At 68.0% G+C, this 13,063-nt stretch carries 17 protein-coding genes and 1 tRNA gene; 11 read left to right on the top strand and 7 right to left on the bottom strand.

Annotation, left to right across the window (positions count from 1 at the left end):
- The first annotated feature begins 21 nt into the window (after positions 1-21).
- From argF to IEX93_RS00215, 8 genes are all read left to right on the top strand, one after another.
- A complete protein-coding gene (argF, locus tag IEX93_RS00180; RefSeq protein ID WP_188845204.1) occupies positions 22-927 on the top strand; it encodes an ornithine carbamoyltransferase in 906 nt (301 codons plus the stop codon).
- A gap of 4 nt (positions 928-931) precedes the next feature.
- The gene (locus tag IEX93_RS00185) at positions 932-1,450 is read left to right on the top strand and encodes a Uma2 family endonuclease (RefSeq protein ID WP_188845206.1); all 519 of its coding nucleotides are present in this window, start codon (positions 932-934) and stop codon (positions 1,448-1,450) included.
- Positions 1,451-1,452: 2 nt separating this feature from the next.
- Positions 1,453-2,490, top strand: coding sequence for an N-acetyl-gamma-glutamyl-phosphate reductase (argC, locus tag IEX93_RS00190; protein WP_188845427.1), 1,038 nt, complete (start codon positions 1,453-1,455; stop codon positions 2,488-2,490).
- Positions 2,481-3,626, top strand: coding sequence for a bifunctional glutamate N-acetyltransferase/amino-acid acetyltransferase ArgJ (gene argJ / locus IEX93_RS00195; protein WP_188845208.1), 1,146 nt, complete (start codon positions 2,481-2,483; stop codon positions 3,624-3,626). Before argC ends, argJ begins: the two co-directional genes overlap by 10 nt.
- Positions 3,627-3,691: 65 nt before the next feature.
- The gene (locus IEX93_RS11380; RefSeq protein WP_229906058.1) at positions 3,692-4,174 is read left to right on the top strand and encodes a hypothetical protein; all 483 of its coding nucleotides are present in this window, start codon (positions 3,692-3,694) and stop codon (positions 4,172-4,174) included.
- Positions 4,175-4,196: 22 nt separating this feature from the next.
- Positions 4,197-4,772 (top strand): hypothetical protein, encoded by a 576-nt coding sequence (locus tag IEX93_RS00205; protein WP_188845210.1) that lies wholly within the window; start codon positions 4,197-4,199, stop codon positions 4,770-4,772.
- Between the two features lie 28 nt (positions 4,773-4,800).
- Positions 4,801-5,070 (top strand): hypothetical protein, encoded by a 270-nt coding sequence (locus IEX93_RS00210; RefSeq protein ID WP_188845212.1) that lies wholly within the window; start codon positions 4,801-4,803, stop codon positions 5,068-5,070.
- The gene (locus IEX93_RS00215; protein WP_188845214.1) at positions 5,067-5,504 is read left to right on the top strand and encodes a DUF420 domain-containing protein; all 438 of its coding nucleotides are present in this window, start codon (positions 5,067-5,069) and stop codon (positions 5,502-5,504) included. The genes IEX93_RS00210 and IEX93_RS00215 overlap by 4 nt, the downstream gene beginning before the upstream one ends.
- Here IEX93_RS00215 and IEX93_RS00220 read toward each other — a convergent pair.
- Genes IEX93_RS00220 through deoC form a run of 7 tightly spaced genes read right to left on the bottom strand, consistent with a single transcriptional unit; the run spans position 5,464 to position 11,322 of the window.
- Complete coding sequence (locus IEX93_RS00220; RefSeq protein WP_188845216.1) at positions 5,464-6,021, bottom strand: septum site-determining protein MinC; 558 nt, start codon at positions 6,019-6,021, stop codon at positions 5,464-5,466. The two genes, IEX93_RS00215 and IEX93_RS00220, sit on opposite strands and share 41 nt — an antisense overlap.
- A 9-nt stretch (positions 6,022-6,030) precedes the next feature.
- The gene (mrdA, locus tag IEX93_RS00225) at positions 6,031-7,764 is read right to left on the bottom strand and encodes a penicillin-binding protein 2 (protein ID WP_188845218.1); all 1,734 of its coding nucleotides are present in this window, start codon (positions 7,762-7,764) and stop codon (positions 6,031-6,033) included.
- Entirely contained in the window at positions 7,761-8,216 is a 456-nt protein-coding gene (locus IEX93_RS00230) for a rod shape-determining protein MreD (protein ID WP_188845220.1), read from the bottom strand. The genes mrdA and IEX93_RS00230 overlap by 4 nt, the downstream gene beginning before the upstream one ends.
- A complete protein-coding gene (gene mreC, locus IEX93_RS00235) occupies positions 8,213-9,001 on the bottom strand; it encodes a rod shape-determining protein MreC (RefSeq protein WP_188845222.1) in 789 nt (262 codons plus the stop codon). Before mreC ends, IEX93_RS00230 begins: the two co-directional genes overlap by 4 nt.
- Positions 8,998-9,561 carry a Maf family protein gene (locus IEX93_RS00240; protein WP_188845223.1) on the bottom strand — a complete coding sequence of 188 codons (564 nt, stop codon included), beginning with the start codon at positions 9,559-9,561 and terminating at the stop codon, positions 8,998-9,000. Before IEX93_RS00240 ends, mreC begins: the two co-directional genes overlap by 4 nt.
- Positions 9,537-10,670, bottom strand: a complete 1,134-nt coding sequence (locus tag IEX93_RS00245; protein ID WP_188845225.1) for a phospholipase D-like domain-containing protein — start codon at positions 10,668-10,670, stop codon at positions 9,537-9,539. Before IEX93_RS00245 ends, IEX93_RS00240 begins: the two co-directional genes overlap by 25 nt.
- Positions 10,660-11,322, bottom strand: coding sequence for a deoxyribose-phosphate aldolase (deoC, locus tag IEX93_RS00250; protein ID WP_188845227.1), 663 nt, complete (start codon positions 11,320-11,322; stop codon positions 10,660-10,662). The genes IEX93_RS00245 and deoC overlap by 11 nt, the downstream gene beginning before the upstream one ends.
- Before the next feature lie 74 nt (positions 11,323-11,396).
- Between deoC and ychF the strand changes: the two genes are divergently transcribed.
- The 3 genes from ychF (at position 11,397) to IEX93_RS00265 (ending at position 13,063) form a co-directional block, all read left to right on the top strand.
- Positions 11,397-12,503 carry a redox-regulated ATPase YchF gene (gene ychF / locus IEX93_RS00255; RefSeq protein WP_188845229.1) on the top strand — a complete coding sequence of 369 codons (1,107 nt, stop codon included), beginning with the start codon at positions 11,397-11,399 and terminating at the stop codon, positions 12,501-12,503.
- 66 nt (positions 12,504-12,569) lie between these two features.
- Positions 12,570-12,643, top strand: a tRNA-Gln gene (locus tag IEX93_RS00260).
- A gap of 48 nt (positions 12,644-12,691) precedes the next feature.
- The gene (locus IEX93_RS00265) at positions 12,692-13,063 is read left to right on the top strand and encodes a response regulator (RefSeq protein ID WP_188845231.1); all 372 of its coding nucleotides are present in this window, start codon (positions 12,692-12,694) and stop codon (positions 13,061-13,063) included.

Here is a 13,063-nt window from a genome sequence, read left to right on the forward strand (position 1 = left end):
TTGGGGTATCCTATAGGCCTCATGGGGGGAGACGCCCTGACCCTGCCCAAGGACCTTTTGGACTTTTCCGGCTACGGCCCCAAGGAGCTTCTCGCCCTTTTGGCCCTGGCGGAGAGGCTTAAAAAGGAGCGCTACCGGGGGGAGGACCTAAAGGGAAAGGTCCTCGCCCTCCTCTTTGAGAAGCCCTCCTTGCGCACTCGGACCACCCTCGAGGTGGCCATGCTCCACCTGGGGGGGCATGCGGTCTACCTGGACCAAAAGCAGGTGGGCATCGGGGAAAGGGAGCCCGTAAGGGACATCGCCAAGAACCTGGAGCGCTTCGTGGAGGGAATCGCCGCCCGTGTGTACAGGCACGAGACCGTGGAGGCCCTAGCCCGCCACGCCCGGGTGCCGGTGGTGAACGCCCTTTCCGACCGGGCCCACCCCTTGCAGGCCCTGGCCGACCTCCTCACCTTGAAGGAGGCCTTCGGGGGATGGGAGGGCATCGAGGTGGCCTGGGTGGGGGACGGGAACAACGTCCTCAACTCCCTCCTGGAGGTGGCCCCCCTCGTGGGCCTTCGGGTGCGGGTGGCGACCCCTAGGGGCTACGAGCCCGATCCCCTGCTTCTCAAACGGGCGAACGCCCACTTCACCCACGACCCCAAGGAGGCCGTCTTGGGCGCCCACGCCCTCTACACCGACGTCTGGACCAGCATGGGCCAAGAGGATGAGCGGGAAAAGCGCCTCCGGGACTTCCAGGGCTTCCAGGTGAACGGGGAACTCCTAAAACTCCTCCACCCCGAGGGCATTTTCCTCCACTGCCTCCCCGCCCACTACGGGGAGGAGACCACGGAGGAGGCGGTCCACGGGGAAAGGAGCCGGGTCTTTGACCAGGCGGAAAACCGCCTCCACACCGCCAAGGCCGTGCTCCTCACCCTGCTAAAGTAGGGGTATGGTCCGGCCCTACCGCTTTAGCCTGGAGGAGTTCCTGAAGCTTCCCCTTCCCGAGCGGGGGGTGGAGCTTCTGCAAGGGGAGATCTACCAGATGGCGCCCATAGGCCCTCGCCACGCTTACGCGGTGAACCGGTGGAACCGACTTTTGGTGGAACATTTCCCCGCCCTCTTGGTCCAGGTCCAGGGCCCCTTGGCCCTCGCCCCCGACACCTACCTGGAGCCGGACCTGGCCCTGCTTCATCCTGGGGATTACCGCGAGCGCCTTCCGGGTCCCGGGGACGTCCTTTGGGTGGTGGAGGTGGCCGACGCTTCCTTGGAATACGACCTGGCTAAAAAGCTCCCCCTCTACGCCAAGGGGGGTGTGCCTGAGGTCTGGGTGCAGGACCTTTCCGGGGGGCGGCTTCTTCTCTTCCGCACCCCCCAGGGGGACCACTACCGGGAGCAGATCTGGGTCCGGCCCGGCGAGAAGGTAGCCCCCTTGGCCTTTCCCGAAACCTTTTTGGAGGTGCCGTGGTAAGGGTGGGGGTCCTGGGGGCCTCGGGGTACGGGGGGGCGGAGCTCCTTAGGCTCCTCAAGGCCCACCCTGGGGTGGAGCTGGTGGGGTTTTCCAGCCGCAAGTACGAGGGCAAGCCCCTCTCTTCCGCCTGGCCCCAGCTTTGGGATGAGAGGCCCTTTATTCCTCAGGAAGAGGTCTTGGAGCGGGCGGAGGTGGTCTTCCTGGCCCTGCCCAACGGGCTTGCCATGGGGATCGTCCCGGAGGTCCTCAAGGCGGGGAAACGGGCCATAGACCTCTCGGGGGACTTCCGCCTGCCCCCCGGGGTTTATGAAGCCTGGTACGGCATCCCTCACAAAAGCCCAGAGCTTTACGCCGAAGCGGTCTACGGCCTTCCCGAGCTCCACCGGGAGGAGCTTAAAGGGGCAAGGCTCGTGGCCAACCCCGGCTGCTACGTGACCGCCGCCACCCTGGCCCTCGCCCCCTTGGCGGCGGAAGGGGTCCTGAAGGGGGCCTTCGTGGTGGGCCTAAGCGGGGTCTCGGGGGCGGGGCGGGAAGGGGAGGGCACCTTCTTCGCCGAGGTGAACGAGAACCTGAAGCCCTACAAGGCGGGGGGCACCCACCGGCACATCCCCGAGATGGAGCAAAACCTAGGCCGCCTCCTGGCCCAGGGGAGGCGGGCGCGCACCCACGGGGAGGCGAAAGCGGTGCGGCTTTCCTTCACCCCCCACCTGGTGCCCATGACCCGGGGGATCCTCATCACCGCCGAGGCGGAGGTGGAGGGAGGCTGGGACCAGGAGGCTTTAAATACCCTTTACCGGGACTTCTACGCCCAAGAGCCCTTCGTGCGGGTGGTGGAGGGGCTTCCCGAGACCAAGGGCACCCTGGGGAGCAACCGGGTGGACCTCAAGCCCCTTTACGAGGAAAGGACGGGGCGGGTTTTGGTCTTCGCCGCCCTGGACAACCTGGTGAAGGGCATGGCGGGGCAGGCGGTGCAAAACTTTAACCTGATGATGGGCTTTTCCGAGGAGACCGCTTTGCCCAAGGAGGGGCTATGGCCGTGAGGCTTCCTAGGGGCTTTAGGGCGGGGGCCACCCGGGCGGGGATCAAGCCCTCGGGAAGGCCCGACCTCGCCCTTTTGGTCTCGGGGCTTCCCGCCGTCTGGGCCTACGCCGCCACCAAGAACCTGGCGGCGGCCCCTTCCATCCATAGGGGAAGGGCCCTTTACGCCTCGGGGAAGCCCCTTAGGGCGGTGGTGGTGAACGCCGGGAACGCCAACTGCGCCACCGGGGAAAGGGGCTTCGCCGACGACCGGCGCATGGCGGAGCTCGCCGCCTTGCGCCTTGGGCTTGCCCCGGAGGAGGTCCTCACCGCCTCCACCGGGGTGATCGGGGTGCCCTTGCCCGTGGAAAAGGTGGAGAAGGGCCTGCCCCAGATAGACCTCGCCCCCTTCGCCGACCCCTTCGCCGAGGCCATCCTTACCACGGACACCCGCCCCAAGGTGGCCGAGGCCGAGGTGGAAGGGGCGAGGATCGTGGGCATCGCCAAGGGGAGCGGGATGATCCACCCCGACATGGCCACCATGCTGGCCTTCTTGGTGACGGACGCTTCCCTTCCCCAGGAGGCCTTGAGGGAGGCCTGGCGGGGGATCGTGGAGCGCACCTTCAACCAGGTGACGGTGGACGGGGACACCTCCACCAACGACCTGGCCGTGGTCCTGGCCAACGGGGCCTACGGGGAGGTGCCCTTGGAGCCGTTCCTGGAGGCTTTGGAAGGGGTGGCCCGAAAGCTCGCCAAGGCCATCGCCCGGGACGGGGAAGGGGCCACCAAGCTCATGGTGGTGCGGGTGGTGGGGGCGGCCACGGCGGAGGAGGCCAGGCGGGCGGCCAAGCAGGTGGCGGGAAGCCTTCTTTGGAAGAGCGCCCTTTACGGGAACGACCCCAACTGGGGCCGGATCCTGGCCGCCTTGGGCCGCTCGGGGGCCCGGTTTGACCCCCTTCGGGTGCGGATTTCCCTCCAGGGAATTCCCCTCTACGCCGGGGGGGTGCTTCCCTTTGACCGGGAGGCCGCAAGCCGGGCCATGGGGGCCGAGGAGGTGGTGGTCCTGGTGGACCTCCAGGAAGGCCCGGGGGAAGGGGAGGCCTACGGCTGCGACCTCACCGAGGAGTACGTGCGCATCAACGCCCTCTACACCACTTGAAGGGAAGGGCTTTTAGCCTCATAATGGGAAAAGCCAGGATTGCCTGGCAGAAAGGAGGTATAGGTATGCTTCGGTTGAAGACACTGGTTTTGGCGGCACTTCTGGCCTTCGGTGCGGCTTTTGCCCAAGGCCGCCTCTACGGGGAAGCCCTCGGCGGGGAGCTTGCCCTAGCCCCTAACTTCGAGCTTTCCCTGGGTGTGCAGGCGGGGGCGGAGGAGGTGCTGGGCCCTGTGGGTCTGAGGGGTGGGCTAAGCGTGCTTGCAGGCAATAATGCCACCCTCTTGGGGTTTGCCGTGGATGCCCTTTACCCCTTGCCCCTGGAGCTGGCCCAGAACCTGAAGGTGGACGTCGGCTTGGGCCTGGGGTTGACCTTCGCTTCCGTGGGCGGGGCTTCCTCCACGGACTTCGGCATCCGGGGGCTTATCGGCCTCGAGGTGCCTGTCCAGGGGGCCTTGGCCCTGCGGTTAGAGCCCACCTTCACTTACCTTTTTGACGCTCAGCAAGCCACCTTCGGTATACAGTTCGGTCCCCGGGTGTACCTTAAGTAGTTGGGCCGGTAGCATAAGGGGGATGCGGCGGCATCCCCCTTGGCTCTTTTTGCTTCTCCTTGCGGGCTGCGCCAGGCCCGACACCGCCCCGCCCCAGGTGGGCCTGGTGGCCCCTTTGGGGGGCGGGGTGGCCCCGGGGCGGGCGGTGGCGGCGGAGGGGTACGCCTTTGACCCCTCGGGGGTGGCCCAGGTGTGGGTGAACGGGCAGGCCGTGCTCCCCCCGGAGGAGACGGGCGAGCGCCTGGTCCGCTTCCGCTTCCGCCTCCAGGCCCCAAGCTCGGGCCGGGTGGAGCTCCTTTTGGAAGCGGAAGACCTAAGGGGAAACCGCGCCCAGAAGCGGATTCCCCTGGTCCTGGACGCAAGCCCTCCCCGGATCCTTCTGGAGCGGGTGGAGCGGGAAGGGGGGGTTTACCGGGTCTACGGCCGGGTGGAGGACAACGTGGGGGTGGACCGGGTGGTGGCCCGGGTGGGGGAGCGCTACGTTCCCCTTTCCCTTCCCAAGGGGGCCGAGGTGGTCTTTTCCGTGGAGGTGCCCCCCGGGGCCGCCCTCATCGCCGTGGACGCCGCCGGGAACCGCGCAAGCCGCACGGTGCCTTAGCGGCCTCTCGTGGTACACTCCTTAGGCCATGGAGGAGACCCTCGAGGCCCTGGCCCAGGCCCTGCGGAAGACCCCGGTGGAGGCGGCCTCCATTCCCCGCTTCCTGGAGCTTTCCCGGCTCCTCCACCGCCTTCCCCCCACCCGGGAGCGGGACGGGCTTTTGGCCTTGGTCTACCTCCGGCTTTACCAGCTCCGCCGCGAGGAGGAGGACTTCCTCCTGGGCTATAGCTACGCCCGCACCTCGAGGGTGGAAGCGGTGCGGCTTCTGGCGGAGCGCCTCAAAGGAGAGGGCCTATGAAGGACCTGCTTGGGCTTTTGGCGGTGTGGAGCATCGGGCTTTCGGGTCTTAGCCTTCTTTGGGGGGTTTGGTTCATCCGGCGGGGAAAGCGGGAGGCCCACCACCGGGCGATGCTCCTGGCCACGGCCTTGGCTGCCCTCTTCCTGGTCTTTTACCTAGCCAAGTGGGGGCTTTACGGGACCACGGCCTACGGGGGGCCTGAGGCCTGGCGGGGGGCCTACTACTTTGTCCTCCTCACCCACACCCTCCTCGCCGCCCTCAACGGCCCTTTGGCCCTTTACGTGATCTACCGGGCCCTTAGGGGGGAGTTCGCCCTGCACAAGCGCTGGGCCAAGGTCCTGGTGCCCATCTGGCTCTACGTGGCCCTCACGGGCTGGGTCATCTACCTGGTCCTCAAGCGCTACGGGGTGGAACCGGGGGGGATTTCCTTTTAGCCCAGGGCTCCACCACGATCCGCCCTTCCTCCACCCGGGCGAGCTCGGGCCCGGGGGCCTTCTCCCCCTCGGGGGCCTGGGCCAGGTGGGGGCCGATGCGCACCTGCTTGGCGGCGAGCTCCAGGGCGAAGATGAAGCGCGCCTCGTCCCCGTAAGCGCCGGCGTGGGCCAGGCCCCTAAGCTTTCCCACCACGATCACATCCCCCCCCGCCACCACCTCGGCCCCCGGGTTCACGTCCCCCAGGACCACCACCGTCCCCGGGTGCTCCACCCGCTCGCCCGAGCGGAGGGTCTTGGCCACCACCAGGGTGCCGGTGGAAGGCCGGTTCCTCGGGGGAAGGAGGGTGAGGGGGCGGCCCAGGGCGAGGAGGGTTTCCAGGACCTCCTGGGACACGGGGCCCGCCACCTCCACCTCAAGGGGTAGCCCCTCGGGCAGGGGAAGGGCCCGGATGGCCTCGGGGGTTTCCCCGCCGTCCAGCCTCAGGGCCAGGGCTTTGGGGGTGGCGCGGAGCCGCATAGGGCCATTCTAACGGTCCTTCACCTTCCAGTAGGCCTCCATCACCTTGCGCACCGCCGGCAGGGCCACCCGGCTTCCTTCCCCGCCGTTCTCAAAGAAGGCCACCACGACGAGGGGCGGGTAGGGGCTCCCGTCGGTGGGGCCGTAGCCCATGTACCAGGCGTGTTCCAGGCCCCGGCGCTTGCCCGGGGTCTCGGCGGTGCCCGTTTTGCCCCCCGTGGGCACGGGGAAGTCTCCCAGCACGTGCCGGGCCGTGCCCTCGGTGACCGTCTTCCTTAGGCCTTCCTGGAGGACCTTCCAGTACCGGCCTGGGACTTTTTCCCATTGGGGCTTTACGGGAACGCCCCCGATGGCCTTCACCAGGTGGAGGGTGGGCTTATCGCCCCCGGTGGCGATGGTGGCCAGCATCCGGGCGATCTGGGCGGGGGTGGCGAGGACGGCTCCCTGGCCGATGGCCACGGAGAGGGTCTCCCCGGGGTACCAGGGCTCGTCCAGGGCTTTTCGCTTCCACTCCCGGGTGGGGAGGAGGCCGGTTTTTTCCGCCACCTCTAGTCCTGTGGGCTCGCCCAGGCCCAAAAGCTTCGCCCGCCTCGCCAGCCGGTCCACCACCCCTAAGGGGTCCTGGGCCACCGCCTGGTAGTACCAGGTGTTGCAGCTCCAGGCGATGGCTTCCCTCACGGTCATGGGGCCCATATCCCGGCTTGCCCAGTTGCGCCGCACCTGGCCGCCGAAGACGATGTAGGGGCTGCAGCGGTAGGTGGTCGCCGGGGTCACATAGCCCTCCTCCAGGAGGGCGTAGCTGGTGGCCAGCTTGAAGGTGGAGCCGGGGGTGTAGGGCTGGAGGGCGCGGTTGAGGAGGGGGAGGTCCTTGTCCTGGAGGAGGGTCTGCACCTCCTTGGGCACGGGGCGCTGGGCGAAGAGGTTGGGGTCAAAGGAAGGGGCGCTGGCCATGGCCAGGACCTCCCCCGTGGTGGGGTCCAAGGCCACGATGGCCCCCTTGGCCCGCCTTTCCTCGGGGAGGCCGTTAAGGCGCCTTCCGGCGTTGATGTCGGCCAGGGCCTCCTCTAGGGCCCTTTCCGCCGCCTTTTGCAGCTCTAGGTCCAGGGTGAGGACCACGTCCTGGCCCGGGGTGGGTTCCTCCAGTACGGTTTCCCGGAGGCGCTCCCCCCGCACGTTCACCTCCACCGCCCTAACCCCCCGCTTGCCCCTCAGGTAAGGCTCGAGGGCGGCCTCGAGGCCCGCCTGGCCCACCTGCTCGTCGGGGCTATACCCCCTTTTTACCTGCTCGGCGTTGGCCTGGAGCACGTAGCCTAGGACGGGCCCGGAGATGGGGTTTGGGTAGAAGCGCTCAATCCGCTCCTTCAGGTACAGGTTCTTCTGCCCGGCGGTGAGCTCGGCCAACGTGGGCAGGAGGTGCTCCGGCACCCCCGCCTTGAGGACCGTGGGCTCCTTCACCTGGGGAAGCTCCTTGAGCCCCAAAAGGGGGAGGAGCCTTTCCTTAAAGGCCACCTCGCCTCCCTCGTAGACCAGGTCCACCACCAGCCGGTCCTGGGCGATAACCCGGCCCTTCCGGTCTAAAATCCTTCCCCTGGGGGCGGGAATGCCCTCGGTCTTCAGGTAGTTTCCCTGGCTCCGCAAGGCGTACTTCTCGTGCTCCAGCACCTGGAGCTGCCAGGCCCTCAGGCCAAGCAGGCCGAAGGCCAGAAGGAAGAAGGCCATGAGGGCGTAAAGCCGCGGGGTCATGGCGCCTTGTCCCTATGTAGAAGGCGCAGGGCCAGGAGGAAGAAGGGCAGGGTGAAGAGGCCCTCCAGGACGAGGTCCCCGGGCCAGAGAGGGGGGAGGTCCAGGCGGAGCCAGTAGGCCACCAGGAAATAGCCGAGCCACTTGGCCCCGAAGGCGAAGGCGAAGGCCCCCGCCTGCCCAGCCTCCCAGGCGGCAAGGCGCCTCGAGGCGGCGCCGTAGGCGTAGGCGGCCAAAAGGAGCCCGGTGGCGTGAAGCCCTAAGAGGCCGAAGCCCAAAAGGTCCTGGAGAAGCCCCAAGGCGAAGGCCAGGGGCAGGCCCAGGTAGTAGGGGCGCCCCTGGACCAGGAGGAGGGTGAGGACCAGGAAGAGGTCGGGGCCCATGAGGCCCTGGGGCCAGAGGGCCCCGAGAAGCCCGGAGAGGAAGAGGGCGAGGAGGAGAGCGAGGAGCGTCATAGGGGCCGGAGCACCACCACCTCTTCCACCAGGGAGAGGTCCACCAAGGGCCTGACCCAGGCCCTGAGCTTAAGCCCGCCCTGGGCCCGCTCCACCCGTTCCACCCGGCCCACGGGGAGGCCGTCGGGGAAGAGGCCGAGCTGGGCCCCCGTCACCAAAAGCTCCCCCGGGGCCAGGGAGACCGAGGGGGGGAACTCGGCCAAAAGCCGGTCCGGCGGGCTTCCCCGGGCCACCCCACGGCCCCGCCCCCCTTGGGGGCGCACCCCCACCTGGCTTTCCGGGTCCAAAAGGGTGCGCACCAGGGCCCGCCTTTCCTCCACCGCCACCACCAGGCCCACCAGGCCCTGGGGGGTGGTGACGGGCATGCCCACCCGGAGCCCGTCCCGCTCCCCAAGGCCTAGGATGAGGCGGCGGTAAAGCCCCGAGACGTCCTCCCCCACCACCGGGGCCACGGCCACCACCCCGGGGGCCTGGGCCTGGCGTACTTCCAGGGCCCGGGTGAGGCGGGCCACCTCCTCTTTTAGGCGCAGGTTTTCCGCCCTGAGGGCCGCCACCTCCTCCCTTAAGGCTTGGTTTTCCCGGTAGAGGTCGCGCCGGTTGGCAAGGACCGAAAGCCCCGCCCGGAGGTTCTGCCCCAGGCGGTGGCCCAGGGCGGTGAGGGGGGCGGTGAGGGGGGAGAGGGAGAGGCTCACCTCCGGGGCCAGGGGACGGGTGAGGGCGGAAAGGCTTAGCCCCAGGGCCAGGAGGGCAAGGCCGAGGGCGCGCCGGAGGACCCCTTCCCTCACGGCCTAAACCCCCTTTCCCAAAGGAGGGCGAAGACCCGGGAGACGGGGAGGCCCACCACGGTGTAGAAGTCCCCCTCCACCCGCTCCAAGAGGGCCATGCCGAGCCCTTGCGCCCCGTAGCCCCCCGCCTTGTCCAGGCCCTCGCCGCTGTCCACGTACCAGGCGATCTCCTCCTCGGAAAGCGGCCGAAAGAAGACCTTGGCCGTGTGCACCTCCTCCACCACCCCCTTTGGGGTGCGGAGGTAGAAGGCGGTGTGCACCAGGTGGGCCCTTCCCGAGAGGCGCCCGAGGAAGCGGCGATTTTCCTCCGGGTCCTTGGGCTTGCCGAGGACCTCCCCGTCCAGGTCCACCACCGTGTCCGCCGCCAAAACCCATTCCCCCTCCACCGCCTCCCCTTTGCGCCGGGCCAGGGCCCGGGCGAGTTCTTGAGGGGGTAGGGCCAGGTCCTCCTCGGCCACCCCGGGGACCACCACCTTTAGGGGGTAGCCCAAGGCCTCGAGGAGGGCCTTCCGCCTGGGGCTTCCCGAGGCCAGGACTAAAGGGGTTTGCCCGCTTCCCAAAGCCTTAGCACCTCCTTCCGGTAGCGCTCCGCCAGGCTCGGGCTTTTGAGCACGAGGAGGTTCTCGTTGTTCACCTGGTAGGCCCGGGCGGAGAAGTTGTAGCTTCCCGTGATGACCCATTCCCCGTCCAGGACCATGACCTTGTGGTGCATGGTGTAGGGGTTGGCGTCCTGGCGCACGGGGACCTTCCCCTTAAGGAGGGTTTCTTCCCGGCTGCTTCCGAGGTTTCTGCTTTCCAGGAGGACCCGCACCGCGGCGCCCCGCCCTTGGGCCTCGAGGAGGGCCCTTAGGATTTCCCGGTCGGTGAGGACGAAGGCCGCCACTAAGACCTCCCTTCGGGCCTGGGCGAGGCGTTCCAGGATGGCCTTCCGGGCAAGCGCCCCTCCTTTGGGGCTGAAGTAGGCCACCCCTTCCACCCCTTCCAGGGCGAAGGCCACGGGCTGGCCTAGGCCCCGCTTTTCGCCCCCGAAAAGGGCGGAAAACTCCCGGGCGTAGCCTTGGGCCAGGGTGGGGGAGGGGAGGAGGAGGCTGTTTTCGTTGTTGCGGGCGAAGGCGTTCCAGGTCATGTTGGTGCTTCCCGTCCAAAGGGCCTTCCCGTCCACCACCAGGAACTTGTGGTGCATGAACCCCTCCCCCTCGTCGTAGCAGATGGGGATGCCCACGATTTCCTCGCAGTCTGCGGAGAGGGGCCTGACCCCTTCCCGGAGCTGGGCGAACCCGACGCGGGGGGGTTCCCGTTCCTGGCCCAAAGCGGCCGCCACCAGGTAGCGGCGGAAGTCCTCCCGGTAGTCGCTTTCCCCGTAAAGCCGCACCCTCACGCCCCGGGCTTTCGCCCTTAGGAGGCCGTGGGCGATCTCCAGGTCGCGGAACTCGTAGAAGGCCCCCTCGAGGCTTTCTTTAGCCCCGTCCATGAGGGCAATTAGGCGGGCCTTGGCCCGTTTCCCTTCCTCCGGCATGAAGTAGACCTCGGCCGAGCCCGCCTCCGGGGGGGCCGGGGCGGGGCCGGGCCGGAGCTCCTGGAAGAGCCAGACCAGGAGGAGGACCAAAAGGAGGAGGTAGCCGGGAAGCCCGGCGATGGTCTTCCTGCCCCGGCGCCTCCTAGTACCCAAGGTTCCCTCCTTCCCCCGCCACCAGGGCCACCCCGCTGGAGGTGCCAAGCCGCGTGGCCCCGGCCTCCAGGAGCTTTAGGGCCATCTCCCGGGTGCGGATCCCCCCTGCCGCCTTCACCTGGGCCCGGCCTTGGGCCACCCGGACGAGGAGCTCCACGTCCTCGAGGCTCGCCCCCCGGGGGCCGAAGCCCGTGGAGGTCTTGAGGAAGTCCGCCCCGCCCCGGATGGCGGTCTCCGCCAGGCCCTCCAGGGCCTCGGGGGAGAAGTACCCCGTTTCCAGGATCACCTTGAGCACCGCCTGGGGCACGGCCTGGCGCACGGCCTGGACTTCCCTCTCCACGTAGGCCAGGTCCCCCGCCGAAGCCCTGCCCAGGTGGATCACCATGTCTATCTCTTGGGCCCCGCGGGCGTAGGCCAGACTGGCCTCCAGGGCCTTCGCCTCCATCTCCTGGTAGCCCAAGGGGAAGCCCACCACCGTCACCAGGCGGAAGGGCGCATGGGGGTAGCGGGCCCGCACCCACCCCACGTAGGAGGGGGGGATGCAGAGGCCATAAAAGCCGTACTCCAGCGCCTCCTCTGCCGCCTTCGCCACCTCCTCCGGGGTGGCCGTGGGCTTGAGGAGGGTGTGGTCAATGTAGGGGGCGAGGTCCATACCCTGCCATCATACCGAGGCCCCGTGATAGGATGGAAAGAGGCCCCGCTTGGGGCTTTTTTTGAGGTCCGAAGATGCTTGCCGTGGGAATCGTAGGTCTACCCAACGTGGGCAAGTCCACCCTTTTCAACGCCCTGACCCGGGCGAACGCCCTGGCCGCCAACTACCCCTTCGCCACCATAGACAAGAACGTGGGGGTGGTGCCCCTGGAGGACGAGCGGCTTTACGCCCTGCAGAAGGTCTTCGCCAAGGGGGAAAGGGTTCCGCCTGTGGTCCCCACCCACGTGGAGTTCGTGGACATCGCCGGGCTCGTCAAGGGGGCCCACAAGGGGGAGGGCTTGGGCAACCAGTTTTTGGCCCACATCCGCGAGGTGGCGGCCATCGCCCACGTCCTCCGGTGCTTTCCCGACCCCGAGGTGGTCCACGTCATGGGCCGGGTGGACCCCTTGGAGGACGCGGAGGTGGTGGAGACGGAGCTCCTTTTGGCCGACCTTTCCACCCTGGAAAGGCGCTTGGAGCGCCTGAGGAAGGAGGCTAGGGCCGACCGGGAAAAGCTTCCCCTCTTGGAGGCGGCGGAAAGCCTCTACGCCCACCTCCAGGCGGGAAAGCCCGCCCGCACCTTCCCCCCTTCCGAGGAACTGGCCCGCTTCCTCAAGGAAACCCCCCTCCTCACCGCCAAGCCGGTGATCTACGTGGCCAACGTGGCCGAGGAGGACCTGCCCGAGGGGGAGGGGAACCCCCACGTCCGGGCGGTGCGGGAAAAGGCTTTGGCGGAAGGGGCGGGGTTTGTGGTGGTTTCCGCCCGCCTCGAGGCGGAGCTCGCCGAGCTTCCCCCGGAGGAGGCCAAGGAGCTCCTTTCCGCCTATGGCCTGAAGGAAAGCGGGCTACAGCGCCTGGCCCGGGCGGGCTACGCCGCCTTGGGGCTCATCACCTTCTTCACCGCCGGGGAGAAGGAGGTGCGGGCCTGGACCGTGCGCCGGGGCACCAAGGCTCCCGAGGCCGCCGGGGAGATCCACTCGGACATGGAGCGGGGCTTCATCCGGGCCGAGGTCATCCCCTGGGACAGGCTGGTGGAGGCCGGGGGGTGGGCCAGGGCCAAGGAAAGGGGCTGGGTGCGCCTCGAGGGCAAGGACTACGAGGTCCAGGACGGGGACGTGATCTATGTCCTCTTTAGCGCCTAGGTCTGGGTGGTTTGACCTGGGCCCGTTCGTTGGGCTAAAATCCCCTCTGGGCCTTCGGCCCTTCGCTGGGGCGTCGTCTAACGGCAGGACAGCGGACTTTGGATCCGCCGGTGGTGGTTCGAGTCCACCCGCCCCAGCCATTCTTTCTTTTTCACAGGTTTTTTGCCAAGGCCGGGTAAGCTGGCCCTGTGGCGGAGCCGTTCCCCGGTCTCCTTCTCCTGACCCGAAACGAGGCCTTAAGGGCCTACGTGGACCTGGTACTCTCGGAGCAGAAACTTTCTTTTCGCCATTTTGACCTGGCCCGGGAGGGGCTTTTCTGGCTTAAGGACCACACCCCCCGCTATATCCTTTTGGACACCGATTTGGACCTGGACCCCTTCGCCGTGGCTGCCCGTATCCGCCACGTGCGCCGCCTTAAGGAGGTGCCCTTGGCCGTTCTGATCCCTCCTTCCGAGCGGCTTCGCGCCACCGCGGAGGTGGTCCGGGTGGTCGCCATAGAGAAACCCCTAAGCCGGGAGAAGCTTTTCCACTTCCTGGGCCTTTCCTCGGCCCTTGGGTAA

The organism is Thermus composti, assembly GCF_014647535.1.
Taxonomy (GTDB): Bacteria; Deinococcota; Deinococci; order Deinococcales; family Thermaceae; genus Thermus; species Thermus composti.

Excerpts from the sequence above, each read along its gene's own strand:
- IEX93_RS00185 (WP_188845206.1), top strand. The coding sequence starts at position 932 with ATGGTCCGGCCCTACCGCTTTAGCCTGGAGGAGTTCCTGAAGCTTCCC.
- IEX93_RS11380 (WP_229906058.1), top strand. The coding sequence starts at position 3,692 with ATGCTTCGGTTGAAGACACTGGTTTTGGCGGCACTTCTGGCCTTCGGT.
- IEX93_RS00210 (WP_188845212.1), top strand. The coding sequence starts at position 4,801 with ATGGAGGAGACCCTCGAGGCCCTGGCCCAGGCCCTGCGGAAGACCCCG.
- argF (WP_188845204.1), top strand. The coding sequence starts at position 22 with ATGGGGGGAGACGCCCTGACCCTGCCCAAGGACCTTTTGGACTTTTCC.
- IEX93_RS00215 (WP_188845214.1), top strand. The coding sequence starts at position 5,067 with ATGAAGGACCTGCTTGGGCTTTTGGCGGTGTGGAGCATCGGGCTTTCG.
- IEX93_RS00220 (WP_188845216.1), bottom strand. The coding sequence starts at position 6,021 with ATGCGGCTCCGCGCCACCCCCAAAGCCCTGGCCCTGAGGCTGGACGGC.
- deoC (WP_188845227.1), bottom strand. The coding sequence starts at position 11,322 with ATGGACCTCGCCCCCTACATTGACCACACCCTCCTCAAGCCCACGGCC.
- ychF (WP_188845229.1), top strand. The coding sequence starts at position 11,397 with ATGCTTGCCGTGGGAATCGTAGGTCTACCCAACGTGGGCAAGTCCACC.
- argJ (WP_188845208.1), top strand. The coding sequence starts at position 2,481 with ATGGCCGTGAGGCTTCCTAGGGGCTTTAGGGCGGGGGCCACCCGGGCG.
- IEX93_RS00230 (WP_188845220.1), bottom strand. The coding sequence starts at position 8,216 with ATGACGCTCCTCGCTCTCCTCCTCGCCCTCTTCCTCTCCGGGCTTCTC.
- IEX93_RS00205 (WP_188845210.1), top strand. The coding sequence starts at position 4,197 with ATGCGGCGGCATCCCCCTTGGCTCTTTTTGCTTCTCCTTGCGGGCTGC.
- mrdA (WP_188845218.1), bottom strand. The coding sequence starts at position 7,764 with ATGACCCCGCGGCTTTACGCCCTCATGGCCTTCTTCCTTCTGGCCTTC.